This window comes from Marinobacterium profundum (assembly GCF_001528745.1).
Classification (GTDB): Bacteria; Pseudomonadota; Gammaproteobacteria; order Pseudomonadales; family Balneatricaceae; genus Marinobacterium_A; species Marinobacterium_A profundum.
The window spans coordinates 1-13,803 of the sequence record NZ_BCNS01000135.1 but is presented as its reverse complement, the minus strand read 5'-3'; the positions used below and the strand labels follow the sequence as shown (position 1 = coordinate 13,803).

The window sequence follows — 13,803 nt, the reverse complement described above, 5'->3', positions numbered from 1 at the left end:
GTGCCAGAAAAATCGAAAAAGCGGCCTGTAAAATGTCAGTTTTAAAACAGCGACTACTCGCCTTCGTGGCCCGATGTAGCCCTGGGGATTGCTGATTTTTTCTGCAGCATGCCCTGTTGCAGAGAGGCCACCAGCGGACAGGCAACATCACCGCTGTGCTGGTGACAGGCACCGATAAGGTCCGCCAGGGCCGCTTCAAGACGCGTTAGATCCGCCAGTTTTTGCCGTACTTCCCGCAACTTTTCCTCGGCCAGCTCACTTGCCTCATCGCAATGGGTGCCGTCTTCGAGCCGCAACAACTCGGCGACCTGGTTCAGACTGAAGCCCAGCCACTGGGCTGACTTGATAAACGCCAGCCGCGCCTGATGTGCAGCGCCATAACGGCGTATGCCGCCATAGGGCTGGCGGGGCACCGTGAGTAGTCCCTTGCGCTGATAAAAACGAATGGTTTCCACATTAACGCCGGCGGCCCTGGCCAGAATGCCTATGGTCATGGACGAATTGTCTTTATTCACAGCCTTGACTCCGTACTTAACTACGGAAGTAACCTTAGCGCATCAACAGACACCGCGAAAGGAGATCACTTATGGCACAGCCAGGATCAATGGAGCGACTCGATAGCCCGTCGACGGCTGATTCAGATACGGCAACGGGATCCAGCTCCGGCAAGGGGCGAGGGGCTCTGGCCACCGGTGGCATTGCCGCCATCCTGGCGTCAAGCTGCTGCCTTGGCCCGCTGGTGCTGGTGAGCCTTGGTTTTTCCGGTGCCTGGATCGGCAACTTGACGCTGCTGGAACCCTATCGCCCAGTGTTCATCCTTGTCGCGCTGGTGGCGCTGTTTTTCGCCGGCCGGCGTATCTACAGGCCTGCCCGGGCCTGTGCGTCGGATGAGCTGTGCGCCGTACCGAGCGTGCAGCGGGCCTACCGGGCAATATTCTGGGGAGTGGTCGCCATGGTGATGCTGGCCTTCGCTTTTCCTTACGTACTGCCGTTGTTTTATTAAAGAGGACATAGGCCATGAATAATGAGCCGGGAACAATTTATCGCGCAGGCCCCGTAATGACCGGTCGCTGGGGATCATCCTGCAAAAGGCTGGCGGCGCTGATTGCGCTGGGGGCTACGCTTAGCGCACCGACCTGGGCGGCGCAGCAAAACGTTCGGCTGGCGGTGCCTGGCATGACCTGCTCAGCCTGTCCGATTACGGTAAAGATGGCGCTCTCCCGGGTTGATGGTGTCGAGACGGTTGAGGTCAGTTATAGGGAACGCCTTGCCAGCGTTACATTCGACGATACCAAAACAAGGGTCGAGGCCCTGACTCAAGCCACTGCAAATGCGGGTTATCCGTCCAGGGTGGTGCAATGAAAACGAAAACCCTGCTGCGTACCGGTGTTGTGGGCACGGTGCTGGTGGCGTTGTGCTGCGTGACGCCGATTCTGGTGATCCTGTTCGGCCTGGTAGGCCTGTCGGCGCTCACCGGCTACCTCGATTACGTGTTGTTGCCGGCGCTGGCGGCCTTTATCGCGCTTACGCTCTATGCGTTGTGGCGCAGGGGCAAGGTCGGGGAATGCAGCTCGAAGTGCGCAACAGGAGATAAACAGTGACTGGAATGAAGATGCAGGGGATGGGCGACAATGGGGCTGGGCTGCATATCGCCGTGATCGGCAGCGGCGGGGCAGCGATGGCGGCGGCGCTCAAAGCGGTGGAGCGCGGCGCCAGGGTCACTCTTATCGAGCGCGGCACTATTGGCGGCACCTGTGTGAATATTGGCTGTGTGCCGTCCAAAATCATGATTCGGGCGGCCCATATAGCGCATCTGCGCCGTCAGAGCCCCTTCGATGGCGGTATTGCCGCCAGCTCCCCGGCCATTCTGCGTGATCAGCTGCTGGCTCAGCAGCAGAATCGTGTAGACGAGCTGCGTCACGCCAAGTACGAAGGCATTCTGCAAGGTACGCCGGCCATTACGGTATTGCGGGGTGAGGCGCGTTTTAGCGGTGAGCACAGCCTTAAGGTGCAATTGCACGAAGGCGGTGAGCGGGGCATAACGTTCGACCGCTGCTTCATCGCCACAGGCGCGAGCCCAGCAATCGCGGCCATACCGGGCCTGGCGGATACGCCTTACTGGACGTCCACGCAAGCCCTGGCCAGCGACCAGCTGCCGCAGCGGTTAGTGGTCATAGGCTCGTCTGTGGTCGCGGTGGAACTGGCGCAGGCCTTTGCCCGCTTTGGCTGTCAGGTGACGATACTGGCGCGCCATCGCTTGCTGTTCAGTGAGGACCCTGCCATCGGTGAGGCGATTACGGATGCCTTTCGTCAGGAAGGGATTCGGGTGCTGGAGCATTGCCAGGCCCGGGAGGTGCGTTATGCCGAGGCTGAATTCCTGCTCGATACCACTGAGGGGGAAATTCGCTGTGATCAGCTTCTGGTCGCAACGGGGCGGACACCCAATAGCGGAAATCTGGCGCTTGAGTGTGCCGGTGTCGGGGTCGATGCCCGCGGTGGCATAGTTATCGATGCACAGATGCGCACCCAGGCGACCCATATCTATGCCGCCGGTGACTGTACCGATCAGCCGCAGTTCGTTTATGTGGCCGCCGCTGCAGGTACCCGCGCCGCCATTAACATGACAGGAGGCGATGCCCGCCTGGATCTCACCTGCATGCCGGCTGTGGTATTCACCGATCCGCAGGTGGCTACTGTTGGCTACAGCGAAGCCCAGGCGCAGGAACTTGGCATCAAGACCGACAGCCGTACTCTCAGCCTTGAGAACGTGCCGCGCGCGCTGGCTAACTTCGACCTGCGCGGCTTTATCAAGCTGGTGGCAGACGCCGACACGGGCCGGCTGATCGGGGTGCAGGCGGTGGCGCCCGAGGCCGGTGAGCTGATCCAGAGTGCAGCACTCGCCATCCGGGCACAGATGACGGTGCAGGATCTCGCTGACCAGCTGTTTCCCTATCTGACCATGGTCGAGGGCCTGAAACTGGCTGCGCAAACCTTCAGCAAGGATGTCACCCAGTTGTCCTGCTGCGCCGGTTAGAACGAACAGAAATTTAACAGGCCACAGGTCTAAAACTAAAGAGGGCCCGCAATGGGCCCTCTTGGTGTCGCTATCACCAGAATATCTGCTGCATCAGGTCGCCGAACATTCGCCGCACAGGGACTGTTGCAGTGCGCTGTGCAGTGCATCTGCGCTCAAACCGCTGGCGATCAGTACGTGCAGCTTGGCAAAGGCGGCTTCCAGCGTCAGGTCGCGGCCGGAGATCACGCCAATCCGGTTCAGGGCGGCGCCGGTGGCGTAGGTGCCCTGGCTGACGCCACCCCGGGCGCACTGGGTGATGTTCAGCAGGGTGATGCCGCGCTTGCTGGCGTTTTCCAGTACCTGTATCAGGGCCTTGTTGGCGTCCGGCGGATTGCCTGCGCCGTAGGTCTGCAGTACCAGGGCACGGATCGAGGGGCCGGCCAGAATCGCTTCGGCGATGTGCGCGCCTATGCCGGGGTAGAGCTGCAGCACCGCCACGGCATCGGTATCAAAGGGCGCCAGGCGAAAATCCGGCGTGCCCGGTGCCAGCAGCAGCTGTGGCTGCAGTTCGACGTCGATACCGACGCGGCCGAGCCAGGGAAAGCTGGGGGAGTCGAAGGCATCGAAGCCCGAGCTGCTGACCTTGACACTGCGGTTGCCCCGCAGCAGCCGGCCATTGAAGCAGATGCAGACTTCGCTGATGGCGGGGTTCGCCGCCAGCAGCATTGAGGTAACCAGGTTATCCAGTGCATCGTTGCGCAGCTGCGCCAGCGGAATCTGTGAGCCGGTCAGGATCACCGGCTTGTTGATGCCATCTAGCATGAACGACAACGCCGAGGCGCTGTAGGCCAGGGTGTCAGTGCCATGCAGCAGCACGAAACCGTCATAGTCGTTCCAGCGTGTCGCCAGGGCCTGGGCCATTTGCAGCCAGTGATCCGGCGTCAGATTGGCGCTGTCGATCAACTGGTCGAATTCGATCAGGTCGTAGGCGGGCAGCAGTCCGCAGTCGCGGTTGTCGAGTTGCCTCATGAGCTGGTCATGAAACCCTGGCATGGGCACGTAGCCGTCGTTCGAGGGCGTCATGCCGATGGTGCCACCGGTATAGATGATCAGAATCCGCTTGTTCATAAGGTATCTGCCTGATGGGTCCATTGCGGGTTGAGCAGCCGATCGCATCGAGCATCCTGCATCAACCCTTTTTTCATTGCCCGTTCGCGCACTCTGAAACCGGTGTTAGAAACGATGGAGGCCATGCAGGACGCATTGGCGTCACCGATCTGGGGTAAGAGAGTTGAAGTATCGGCGTTACTCGATGCGCACTGGGCCTGAATTCCCATATCGCCAGGCCAATCGTGTTCGGTGCTTGTATTCATGACAGTGCGTGGCCTTTTAAAAAAGGGCAAGGGGAGGCCCGCAGTCGGCAAAAGCGCCTGCGGGCCAGAGGTAAGCTTGAAACCAGAGGGGCAGAGCGGGGGCCGAAAAGCCCCCGGTTATCAGATGTTAAATCAACGAGTTTGTGCGCCTGCGGCGGGTGCTGGCTGGCGGTCTTCAGGCTCGATTTCCCAGGCAGCCGGATCGACGTTCAAGTCGGCGAACTTGCGGGCATCGAAGGTCGGCTGTTTGATACCGGCGCTGATCTGATCATCGAAGTCGCGCATGATGCGCAGGCCCGGCTTGATCAGCATGATCAGGGCGATCAGGTTGGCGACGGCCAGCAGGCCCATTGTTACATCGGCAAAAGCGAACACAGTGCCAAGATCCGTGGTGGCGCCCCAGCATACCAGGCCGATAATGGCGACACGGAAACCATTGAACAGGTTCTGATTATCGGTGTTGAAGAAGTTGATGCTGTTTTCGCCCAGATAGTAGTTGTACAGAATGGTGCTGAAACCGAACAGCAGCAGCGCAACGCTGACGAAGCTGCGGCCCCATTCGCCAACATGATCGGCCAGGGAGGCCTGGGTCAGGGCTACACCGCCAATATCACCAATGGTGGCCGGGTCGTAAACGCCGCTGAGCAGTATGATAAAGGCCGTGGCGGAGCAAATAATCAGGGTATCGATAAAGACCGAGAACGACTGCACTATGCCCTGGTTAGCCGGGTGCGGCACATAGGCCACAGCCGCGACGTTAGGCGCACTGCCCAACCCTGCTTCATTGGAAAACAGGCCACGCTTGACGCCCATCATGATGGCTGCACCAATACCGCCACCGATGGCAGGTTCAAGGCCAAAGGCGCTTTTGACGATCAGCAAGAATACTTCGGGAATGCGATCCAGGTTCATGCCCAGTACCACCAGGGCGATAAGGATATAGCCGCCCGCCATCACCGGCACCAGAACTTCCGAGACTTTGGCGATACGCTTGACGCCGCCGAAGATGATCAGGCCAACGACCATGGCAAGACCGATGCCGGAATAGAACACAGACACGCCAAAGGCATCTTCAATAGAGGTGGCTACGGCGTAGGACTGCAAGGCGGTGAAGCCGAAGCCAAAGGTCAGTAGCAGCAGGATAGAGTAGAGGCTGGCGAGCCATTTCCAGTTAGAGCCAAGACCCTTGGCGATGTAGTAGGCAGGGCCACCGCGGTAGGTGCCATCAGGCACGGCCTGTTTATAGGCTTGGGCCAGGGTGCATTCCAGGTAGCTGGTGGCCATGCCCATCAGGCCGACCATCCACATCCAGAAGATAGCGCCGGGACCGCCCAGGGTAATGGCGACGGCGACACCTGCGATATTACCGCCACCGACACGGCCGGCAACAGACAGCAGTAGTGCCTGGAAGGAGCTCAGGTGACCGTGCTTGTCCTTCCTGAAGGCCTGACTGGAGCTGAGGATGCTAAACATGCGGCCGAAATAGCGGAACTGCACGAAACGCGATGCCAGTGTAAAGCCAATACCGACGGCAATCAGCAGTGCAATTAGCACCTTGCCCCAGAGAAGATCGTTGAGAAAATCCAGCATTGCGGTTCTCCGCTGTTTGATTTTGTTATGGGTTATTTCGGGGTGCCCATTTAAACAAGTGTAGCGGGCGTAGAAAATTTGACGGCGCCGCTAAATTTGGCGCACTATGGCGCGCTTTGGTGCAGTTAGTGCACTAAAGTGCAACAGCTGATGCTGAAGGGCGGGATGGGCGAGACCATGGCGAACGATGACTTTACCCGCAACCTGCGACTGCTGTGCAGTTACTATAAGTCGATCGCCGAAGTGTGCCGTCGGCTGGAAATCAATCGCCCTCAGTTCAACCGTTATCTGAACGGACGCTACAAACCCTCCGCCAGTACCCTGCGGCGCTTTTGCGATTTCTTTGGCGTGGAGGAGCACGAGATACTGCTGCCCCACGGTCAGTTCGAGCGCCTGATTCAGGTACGCCCCCGCGGGCAGGCGACGGAAGCCGCGGCGCAGCCTGAAACCGAGCATCTGGCGCGGCTGGCGGATCTGGGCACCGAGGGGATGGAGCGCTATCTGGGATATTACTTCGAGTATTACCTGTCCATGGCCAGCCCCGGCAAACTGCTGCGTACCCTGGTATGTCTGGAGCAACGCGGTGATCAGGTGTACTACCAGCGCACCGAGCGCATGGAGGCACACCCCGGCGCTAGGCCAAGCCACAACTGCTACAAGGGCCTGGCTTATTTCCTGGCCGGGCGCATTTTTATGATGGATTACGAGTCACTGGGGTGCCACGAAGTGACCCAGACCATTCTGTTCCCGAGTTTCAAAAACCGCATTTCTCGCCTTACCGGCCTGAAGCTGGGCGTTGCGGACAGCAGCGAGCGAATGCCTTGCTGTGCGCGGGTGCTGTACGAATATCTGGGGTCAGAAGTGGATGTGCATCGGGCGCTGGGGCTCTGTGGTGTTTACGAGCTGGAATCCGCGGAAATCGATGCCTCGATTCGTGAGGCGGTGCAAAACGATATGAAGCCGGACGAGTGGCATTTCAGGGCGCGTTACTGAAGCGCCGCGGCCCGGCCGTTCTGTCAGTGCAGTTCTGTGCGCTCTTTCGACAGAATGCCATCGGCATCAAGCTCTCGCAGCGGCACCCGGGGGCTGAGCGGAATATCGCCGCTCGTTTGCAGTGCGCGGTTAAAGAGAGTCGAGGGGCGTGGTTCTATCAGTGCAGTTCTGTGCGCTCTTTCGCCAGAATGCTGTCGGCATCGAGATCACGCAGTGCGACTCTGGAATTGCGCGGAATATCACCGCTCATCTGTAATGCCAGGTAGCGTGTGGCGCAGACGCGCAGAAAAGAGGTGAAGTTGCCCAGGTCATGACCGGCATCAATGGACTCGTGGTACAGCCGGGTAATCATCTGCGGCACATTCATATCATCGCGCTGCGCCACTTCCTCCAGAATGCTCCAGAAGCAGTTTTCCAGCCGCACGCTGGTGACCATGCCGTCGATACGCAGTGAGCGGGTGGAACTGACCCAGAGCTCGGGATCAGCCTTGATAAAGAGTTTGCACATGAGCTCTGTCTCCTGTGTTCAGATCGGCCCAGGGCAACAGTGTAGCGCAGCGGGTGGGCTCCGGTGCGCTGTCGGTGCTGTTCGTGCTCAGGCGTTCAACAGCGCCATGAACTGGGACAGCCAGGCCGGATGTGCAGGCCAGGCCGGCGCTGTTACCAGGTTACCGTCGGTGATGGCGGCATCAATGGCGATATCGGCATATTCGCCACCGGCTTGCTCCACTTCTGGGCGACAGGCAGGGTAGGCAGAGCAGGCGCGGCCTTTGAGCACGCCGGCGGCGCTGAGCAGCTGGGCACCGTGGCAGACGGCGGCGACGGGTTTGTTGGTGCTGAAAAAATGCCGCACCATGGCCAGTACTTCAGGGTTCAGACGTAGATATTCGGGTGCCCGGCCACCTGGAATGACCAGCGCATCGTAGTCGTTAACATCTATGGCACCGAAACTGGCGTTGAGGGTGAAGTTGTGACCCCGCTTTTCGGTGTAGGTCTGGTCTCCCTCGAAATCATGAATCGCCGTGGCGATGCTGTCGCCAGCCTTTTTGCCGGGGCACACGGCATCCACCTGATGGCCGACCGCGAGCAGTGTCTGGAAAGGCACCATGGTTTCGTAGTCTTCGGTGAAATCACCGGTGATCATAAGAATTTTTTTATTGTGCATGGCTGTGATCCTGCAATCTGTTTAACGGAAACACAGTTGTAGCAGCGCAGCCGCCGCAGGTGGTATTAGCTGAGTACTACAGCCGTGACCCAAGCCTCTGGCTGAGCGCAAACCGGGAAACAGAACTGTTCAAGTTGCCCGGCTATGGCGCTGTTTGTGGTACTGCTTTATTGGAAAATAGTCGCCGCATTATTTGCTCTCTTTTGGCATAGTCTTGCTCCAGGGACCAATGCTGCTGAACGAAATTTGATCGCAAACTCATTGGTTGAATTGCCCACTTGTGGCGTTGTTTGTTGTAAAGAGTGCGCCGAATTTTTGTTCACCTTGTGCAGAGCCTTGCTTCAGGGTCCAATGTTCCTGAACGAATTTTGATCGCAAACTCATTGGTTGAATTGCCCACTTGTGGCGTTGTTTGTTGTAAAGAGTGCGCCGAATTTTTGTTCACCTTGTGCAGAGCCTTGCTTCAGGGTCCAATGTTCCTGAATGAATTTTGATCGCAAACTCATTGGTTGAATTGCCTACTTATGGCATAATATGCGCCGAATTTTCACCATCTTTTGCAGGGCGTCGCCTTCGGGCCACGGTACTGCGTTTTATCAGCTCTCTACTCGGTACTAACCATTGCTGACAACTGCGAATATCACCATGCAGTTTGGCGCCAAGCCGCTGTTTGAAAATGTCTCCGTCAAATTTGGCGACGGCAACCGCTACGGCCTGATCGGTGCCAACGGCTGTGGCAAGTCCACCTTCATGAAAATCCTAGGTGGCGACCTGGATGCCTCCGGCGGCAACGTATCCAAGGATGCTAACGAGCGCGTCGGCAAGCTGCGTCAGGATCAGTTCGCCTACGAAGAGTTCAGCGTGGTGGATACCGTGATCATGGGTCACGACGATCTGTGGAAGATCAAGGCTGCACGTGATGCGATCTACGCCAAGCCTGAAATGACCGAAGAAGACGGCATCATGGCCGGCCACCTGGAGGCGGACTTCGCCGAGATGGATGGCTACACGGCTGAGTCCCGCGCGGGCGAGCTGTTGCTGGGCGTGGGTATTCCGGTGGAACAGCATTTCGGCCTTATGAGCGAAATCGCGCCGGGCTGGAAACTGCGTGTGCTGCTGGCCCAGGTGCTGTTTTCAGATCCGGACATCATGCTGCTCGACGAGCCGACCAACAACCTGGATATCAACACTATCCGCTGGCTGGAAACGGTGCTCAACGAGCGCAACTGCACCATGATCATCATTTCCCATGACCGTCACTTCCTGAACAGCGTCTGCACCCATATGGCTGACCTGGATTACGGCGAGCTGCGTCTGTACCCCGGCACCTACGACGATTACATGACCGCCGCAACTCAGTTGCGCGAGCGTCAGTACTCCGACAATGCCAAGAAGAAAGCCCAGATTGCCGATCTCAAGGCCTTTGTTAGCCGCTTCTCGGCCAACGCCTCCAAGTCGAAGCAGGCGACATCCCGCGCCAAGCAGATCGACAAAATCACGCTGGACGAGATCAAGCCTTCGAGCCGTCAGAGTCCCTACATCATTTTTGATCAGGACAAGAAGCTGCACCGTACTGCGCTTGAAGTTGAAGGTCTGGCGAAGCGCTTTGACGAAGAACTGTTTTCCGGCCTGAACCTGCGCGTCGGTGTGGGCGAGCGTATTGCCATCATAGGCCCCAACGGTATCGGCAAAACCACCTTGCTGAAATGCATGATGGGTCAGCTTGAGCCCAGCGCCGGCAAGATCAAGTGGTCTGATAACAGCCAGCTGGGCTATTACGCCCAGGATCATGCGTCTGACTTCGAGAAAAAGGTCACGCTGTTTGACTGGATGGCGCAGTGGGGTCAGAAAGGCGACGACGAGCAGTCGATTCGGAGTATTCTGGGACGTCTGCTGTTTTCCCAGAACGACATTAACAAGACGGTGAAGGTTATCTCCGGTGGTGAACAGGGCCGCATGCTGTTCGGCAAGCTGATGCTGCAGCGCCCCAATATCATGCTGCTGGATGAGCCGACCAACCATTTGGACATGGAGTCCATAGAGGCGCTCAACCTGGCGCTGGAAAACTACCCCGGCACGCTGCTGTTTGTCAGCCATGACCGAGAGTTCGTTTCCTCGCTGGCAACTCGTATTATCGAGCTGACGCCAACCGGCATTGTCGACTTCCACGGCAGCTACGAAGACTACCTGCGCAGTCAGGGCATCTGATAACCGTCGCTTGATCCACAGGGCTCGGACATTCCGCAGGGATGCCGGGCCCTGTTTCGTTCTGGCTCTGTTATTCTGTGGCGGGAACGACGACGGGCCTGGGCGGCCATCTGATCAGTGCCTGTTGTACGCACGCCCGAACTCGCTCCCCGACGGGCCCGTTTCGACACGGCCATGCTATACCCATAGGGCTGCAATGCGTTTTTATCCTGCAGCCGGCGTCCATACCATCTGGAGGTAGCTTTATGACGTTCAACACACTGACACCCGAAGAGCAGCGCGTTATTCAGGAAAAGGGCACGGAGTCTCCCTTTACCGGCAAGTTCAACGAGCACTTCGAGAGTGGCCTCTATCTATGCAAGCAGTGTGATGCGCCGCTCTATCGTTCGGAACACAAGTTTCCCTCTCACTGTGGCTGGCCGAGCTTTGATGATGAAATCGAAGGCGCCGTGGCCCGTCATGTGGATGCCGATGGGCGCCGCACTGAGATCGTCTGTGCGCATTGCGGCGGTCACCTGGGGCATGTGTTTGAAGGCGAGATGCAGACTGCGAAAAATATTCGTCACTGCGTGAATTCCATCTCCATGAACTTTGTCAGTGCCGAAGAGTTGGCGCGGGAAAGTGGCAGTGAGCTGAAAAAAGCCTACTTTGCCGGCGGCTGCTTCTGGGGTGTAGAGCATTTGCTGCAGCAGGTGCCGGGTGTTGAATCTGTGGTGTCGGGTTACATGGGCGGGCCATCGGAGAATCCGACCTACACCCAGGTGTGCAGCAAGACCAGCGGTCACCTCGAAGTGGTTGAGGTCAGCTATGATGCAGGCCAGGTGAGCTATGAAACCCTGGCCAAGCTGTTCTTCGAAATTCACGATCCGACCCAGCAGGGCGGGCAGGGGCCTGATCTGGGGCCGCAGTACGCCTCGGCGATCTTTGTTGAGAATGATTCGGAGCGCGAAACTGTCGAAGGCCTGATCGATACCCTCAAGGGCAAGGGTCACGAGGTCGTCACCAAGGTACTAGCCATGGCGCCTTTCTGGCGCGCTGAGGAGTATCACCAGGACTACTACGCCAAGACCGGCAAGACGCCTTACTGCCACCGCTACGAAAAGAAATTCTGAGGTCCTGCCAGCTGCAGTGTCCCGGCCAGGTCGGGGCACTGTTTTGGCAGGCGGCTGCTTCGGTATCAGCATAGTGGGGCAGGGCATTGAAGTGTGCGTTTGTAAATTAAGAGTTGACGCCACCGTGAGGTCATGTATAATTCAGCCTTACCTGAAAGTACGACCTATATTTATGCACACATTTTCGATGTCCTGTTTTAGAACTTCGTCCTGTTTTTCATAAGTAAGCGCCACTTTTAGTCCAACGACCTTTTTTATAAAGGTCATTAAATTACTCTTGAATTATCAGGAATTACTATTATGTCTACTACTACCGGCACCGTAAAATGGTTCAACGAAGCTAAAGGTTTTGGTTTCATCGAACAGGAATCTGGTCCTGACGTTTTCGCTCATTTCCGTGCGATCACTGGTTCTGGCTTCAAGACTCTGGTCGAAGGCCAGAAAGTTGAGTTCACAGTTACTCAGGGCCAGAAGGGTCCTCAGGCTGAGAACATCGTAATTCTGTAAATCAGAATCACGACTGACATCGTAGCAATATGATGTCACCCTTGACTCTCTGAGTTGAGCGATAAAAAAGGCGAATCCTTAGGGACTCGCCTTTTTTTGTGGGCGCACGGAAATTTCCGGTAATTGGTTATTTGTAAGCCATGAGCCATGAGCCATGAGCCATGAGCTGTAAGCTGACAGCTTTAAGCTTACGGCTGGTATGAGGTGATTGGTAAATAGTGACTGGTTATTGGCAGGCGTAACCTGCAGGCTGATCACGAATCACGAATCACGAATCACGAATCACGAATCACGAATCACGAATCACGAATCACGAATCACGAATCACGAATCACCTTTCCCTGCAGTATCTTGCCCGGTACAGGGCAGTAAAAAGCCCGCCGAAGCGGGCTTTGCCTGAGTGCTGATTCCCTATCGACTGGCCTGGCTCTCGCCATTCATCTTCATTTCAATCTGCAGCCGCTCCTGTTCTTCGTCCGCGAGGGTCTTCTTCGGCAGTACCAGGTTGAGTACTATGGCGACAAAAGCCGCGACCACTATGGGCGATCCGCCCACAACCAGCTTCAGCATTTCTGGAAATTGCTCAATGGCGTCCGGAACTGCATAGATTCCCATGCTCAGAGCCAGTGCCAGGCTGACGATGGTCACATTGCGCGATGACATCTCTTCCTTGGTAATCAGCTTGATACCGGTCATGGTGATCATGCCAAACACAATGATGGTGGCGCCGCCCAGCACCGGGAACGGAATGGTGGTAATCAGGGCGCCGAATTTGGGAATAAAGCCCGCGACCAGCATAAAGCCCGCCGCCAGTGCCAGCACGAAGCGGCTGATGACCTTGGTCATGGCGACGATGCCGACATTCTGACTGTAGGAAGCCGTGGGCAGGGCACCAAAAAATGAACCCAGCAGGGTGCAGACGCCATTGCCGAGCAGGCCGCCGGACAGTTCACGGTCAGTCAACTCGCGATTCATGGCGCCTACGGTGGTGGCAGACAGATCGCCGATGGTCTGTACCGAGTTGATCACGCAGATGATCACCATCGAGATAATGGCCGCGGTATGAAATTCCAGCTCGAACTGCATGGGGCTTGGTGCCGTAAACCAGGGGGCCGCTGCAATGGGGCTGAAATCCACCAGACCGCAGAACACAGACAGCACGTAGCCCACCCCGATGCCGCAGATGATGGAGGCCAGTTGCAGGAAGCCGCGAGCGAAGTGGGAAACCCCCAGCACCACCAGTAGCGTAATGATGGCAATGCCCCAATTCAGCAGTGAGCCGCGGCTGCTGCTGGCCACGCCGCCGGCCATATAGTTGATGGCGATGTCATAGAGTGACAGCCCTATCACCAGCACCACAGTGCCGGCTACTACTGGTGTGAACAAACCGCGAATGTGGCGGATAAACAGAGCTACCAGCATCATGGCAAGGCCGCCTGCGACCTGGGCGCCAAGAATGCCGCTGATTCCGTATTGGGCACCGATGGCGGTAAGCGTCGGCACATAGGCAAAGCCCACACCAAAGATGGCGGGCAGGCGCGCGCCCATCCTGCCGATGCAATACAGCTGCAGCAGGGTAGAGATGCCGGAGGCGATCAGGGCGATCTGAATCAGCGCCATTTTTTCGTCCAGGGATGCGTTCACCGCACCCACGACGATAATGGGCACCGTTACCGTCCCCATCATCATGGCCAGAATATGCTGCAGGGAGAGCGGCAGGGCCTTGAGTATCGGCGGCCGGCCGTAGAAGTCGAACAGGGAGGTACTGCGGTTGCGCGTGGTCATGGCGAGAGCCCCAGGAAGGTCATTGTGATCGAGCGTCTAGGAGGCTGTCCGAGA

General features: G+C 57.4%; 15 protein-coding genes. 8 read left to right on the top strand and 7 right to left on the bottom strand.

The features are described from left to right. Nucleotides 1-53: 53 nt before the first annotated feature. A complete protein-coding gene (merR, locus tag MPRO_RS15590) occupies nucleotides 54-515 on the bottom strand; it encodes a mercury resistance transcriptional regulator MerR (RefSeq protein ID WP_439646787.1) in 462 nt (153 codons plus the stop codon). Nucleotides 516-586: 71 nt separating this feature from the next. On the opposite strand from merR, the gene merT reads away from it, so the two are divergent. Genes merT through merA form a run of 4 tightly spaced genes read left to right on the top strand, consistent with a single transcriptional unit; the run spans nucleotide 587 to nucleotide 3,034 of the window. Next, nucleotides 587-1,003 (top strand): mercuric ion transporter MerT, encoded by a 417-nt coding sequence (gene merT, locus MPRO_RS15585; RefSeq protein WP_245635116.1) that lies wholly within the window; start codon nucleotides 587-589, stop codon nucleotides 1,001-1,003. Nucleotides 1,004-1,017: 14 nt separating this feature from the next. Continuing rightward, nucleotides 1,018-1,362 carry a mercury resistance system periplasmic binding protein MerP gene (merP, locus tag MPRO_RS15580; protein WP_439646786.1) on the top strand — a complete coding sequence of 115 codons (345 nt, stop codon included), beginning with the start codon at nucleotides 1,018-1,020 and terminating at the stop codon, nucleotides 1,360-1,362. Then, nucleotides 1,359-1,601: a mercury resistance system transport protein MerF gene (merF, locus tag MPRO_RS15575; protein WP_067294680.1), complete on the top strand. Its 243-nt coding sequence runs from the start codon at nucleotides 1,359-1,361 to the stop codon at nucleotides 1,599-1,601. The genes merP and merF overlap by 4 nt, the downstream gene beginning before the upstream one ends. A 5-nt stretch (nucleotides 1,602-1,606) precedes the next feature. Beyond that, entirely contained in the window at nucleotides 1,607-3,034 is a 1,428-nt protein-coding gene (merA, locus tag MPRO_RS15570; RefSeq protein WP_082708853.1) for a mercury(II) reductase, read from the top strand. A gap of 93 nt (nucleotides 3,035-3,127) precedes the next feature. Here the strand turns inward: merA and ansA are convergent, their stop codons facing one another. The 3 genes from ansA to MPRO_RS15555 all read right to left on the bottom strand — a co-directional run bounded on the left by ansA (nucleotide 3,128) and on the right by MPRO_RS15555 (nucleotide 5,979). Further along, nucleotides 3,128-4,144 (bottom strand): asparaginase, encoded by a 1,017-nt coding sequence (gene ansA / locus MPRO_RS15565; protein ID WP_067294677.1) that lies wholly within the window; start codon nucleotides 4,142-4,144, stop codon nucleotides 3,128-3,130. After that, nucleotides 4,141-4,389 (bottom strand): hypothetical protein, encoded by a 249-nt coding sequence (locus MPRO_RS15560; RefSeq protein WP_067294674.1) that lies wholly within the window; start codon nucleotides 4,387-4,389, stop codon nucleotides 4,141-4,143. The genes ansA and MPRO_RS15560 overlap by 4 nt, the downstream gene beginning before the upstream one ends. A gap of 132 nt (nucleotides 4,390-4,521) precedes the next feature. Further along, entirely contained in the window at nucleotides 4,522-5,979 is a 1,458-nt protein-coding gene (locus MPRO_RS15555; protein ID WP_067294670.1) for an alanine/glycine:cation symporter family protein, read from the bottom strand. Between the two features lie 138 nt (nucleotides 5,980-6,117). Here MPRO_RS15555 and MPRO_RS15550 point away from each other — a divergent pair, with 138 nt between their 5' ends. Beyond that, the gene (locus MPRO_RS15550; protein WP_369406737.1) at nucleotides 6,118-6,972 is read left to right on the top strand and encodes a helix-turn-helix domain-containing protein; all 855 of its coding nucleotides are present in this window, start codon (nucleotides 6,118-6,120) and stop codon (nucleotides 6,970-6,972) included. Between the two features lie 157 nt (nucleotides 6,973-7,129). On the opposite strand, the gene MPRO_RS15545 is transcribed toward MPRO_RS15550, so the two are convergent. Together MPRO_RS15545 and MPRO_RS15540 are read right to left on the bottom strand one after the other, a co-directional pair. Continuing rightward, the gene (locus MPRO_RS15545; protein ID WP_067294667.1) at nucleotides 7,130-7,480 is read right to left on the bottom strand and encodes a ribbon-helix-helix domain-containing protein; all 351 of its coding nucleotides are present in this window, start codon (nucleotides 7,478-7,480) and stop codon (nucleotides 7,130-7,132) included. A gap of 87 nt (nucleotides 7,481-7,567) precedes the next feature. Beyond that, nucleotides 7,568-8,137 carry a DJ-1/PfpI family protein gene (locus MPRO_RS15540; RefSeq protein WP_067294662.1) on the bottom strand — a complete coding sequence of 190 codons (570 nt, stop codon included), beginning with the start codon at nucleotides 8,135-8,137 and terminating at the stop codon, nucleotides 7,568-7,570. Between the two features lie 621 nt (nucleotides 8,138-8,758). Here MPRO_RS15540 and MPRO_RS15535 point away from each other — a divergent pair. From MPRO_RS15535 to MPRO_RS15525, 3 genes are all read left to right on the top strand, one after another. Continuing rightward, the gene (locus MPRO_RS15535; protein ID WP_067294659.1) at nucleotides 8,759-10,345 is read left to right on the top strand and encodes an ABC-F family ATPase; all 1,587 of its coding nucleotides are present in this window, start codon (nucleotides 8,759-8,761) and stop codon (nucleotides 10,343-10,345) included. A 245-nt stretch (nucleotides 10,346-10,590) separates the two neighbouring features. Continuing rightward, the gene (locus tag MPRO_RS15530) at nucleotides 10,591-11,457 is read left to right on the top strand and encodes a bifunctional methionine sulfoxide reductase B/A protein (RefSeq protein WP_067294642.1); all 867 of its coding nucleotides are present in this window, start codon (nucleotides 10,591-10,593) and stop codon (nucleotides 11,455-11,457) included. 300 nt (nucleotides 11,458-11,757) lie between these two features. Further along, complete coding sequence (locus tag MPRO_RS15525) at nucleotides 11,758-11,964, top strand: cold-shock protein (RefSeq protein ID WP_020683157.1); 207 nt, start codon at nucleotides 11,758-11,760, stop codon at nucleotides 11,962-11,964. A 411-nt stretch (nucleotides 11,965-12,375) separates the two neighbouring features. Here the strand turns inward: MPRO_RS15525 and MPRO_RS15520 are convergent, their stop codons facing one another. Next, complete coding sequence (locus MPRO_RS15520; RefSeq protein ID WP_067294639.1) at nucleotides 12,376-13,749, bottom strand: uracil-xanthine permease family protein; 1,374 nt, start codon at nucleotides 13,747-13,749, stop codon at nucleotides 12,376-12,378. Nucleotides 13,750-13,803 lie beyond the last annotated feature (54 nt).

Excerpts from the sequence above, each read along its gene's own strand:
- merF (WP_067294680.1), top strand. The coding sequence starts at position 1,359 with ATGAAAACGAAAACCCTGCTGCGTACCGGTGTTGTGGGCACGGTGCTG.
- MPRO_RS15520 (WP_067294639.1), bottom strand. The coding sequence starts at position 13,749 with ATGACCACGCGCAACCGCAGTACCTCCCTGTTCGACTTCTACGGCCGG.
- merP (WP_439646786.1), top strand. The coding sequence starts at position 1,018 with ATGAATAATGAGCCGGGAACAATTTATCGCGCAGGCCCCGTAATGACC.
- MPRO_RS15525 (WP_020683157.1), top strand. The coding sequence starts at position 11,758 with ATGTCTACTACTACCGGCACCGTAAAATGGTTCAACGAAGCTAAAGGT.
- merA (WP_082708853.1), top strand. The coding sequence starts at position 1,607 with ATGAAGATGCAGGGGATGGGCGACAATGGGGCTGGGCTGCATATCGCC.
- MPRO_RS15540 (WP_067294662.1), bottom strand. The coding sequence starts at position 8,137 with ATGCACAATAAAAAAATTCTTATGATCACCGGTGATTTCACCGAAGAC.
- MPRO_RS15545 (WP_067294667.1), bottom strand. The coding sequence starts at position 7,480 with ATGTGCAAACTCTTTATCAAGGCTGATCCCGAGCTCTGGGTCAGTTCC.
- ansA (WP_067294677.1), bottom strand. The coding sequence starts at position 4,144 with ATGAACAAGCGGATTCTGATCATCTATACCGGTGGCACCATCGGCATG.
- MPRO_RS15560 (WP_067294674.1), bottom strand. The coding sequence starts at position 4,389 with ATGAATACAAGCACCGAACACGATTGGCCTGGCGATATGGGAATTCAG.
- MPRO_RS15555 (WP_067294670.1), bottom strand. The coding sequence starts at position 5,979 with ATGCTGGATTTTCTCAACGATCTTCTCTGGGGCAAGGTGCTAATTGCA.
- MPRO_RS15530 (WP_067294642.1), top strand. The coding sequence starts at position 10,591 with ATGACGTTCAACACACTGACACCCGAAGAGCAGCGCGTTATTCAGGAA.
- merT (WP_245635116.1), top strand. The coding sequence starts at position 587 with ATGGCACAGCCAGGATCAATGGAGCGACTCGATAGCCCGTCGACGGCT.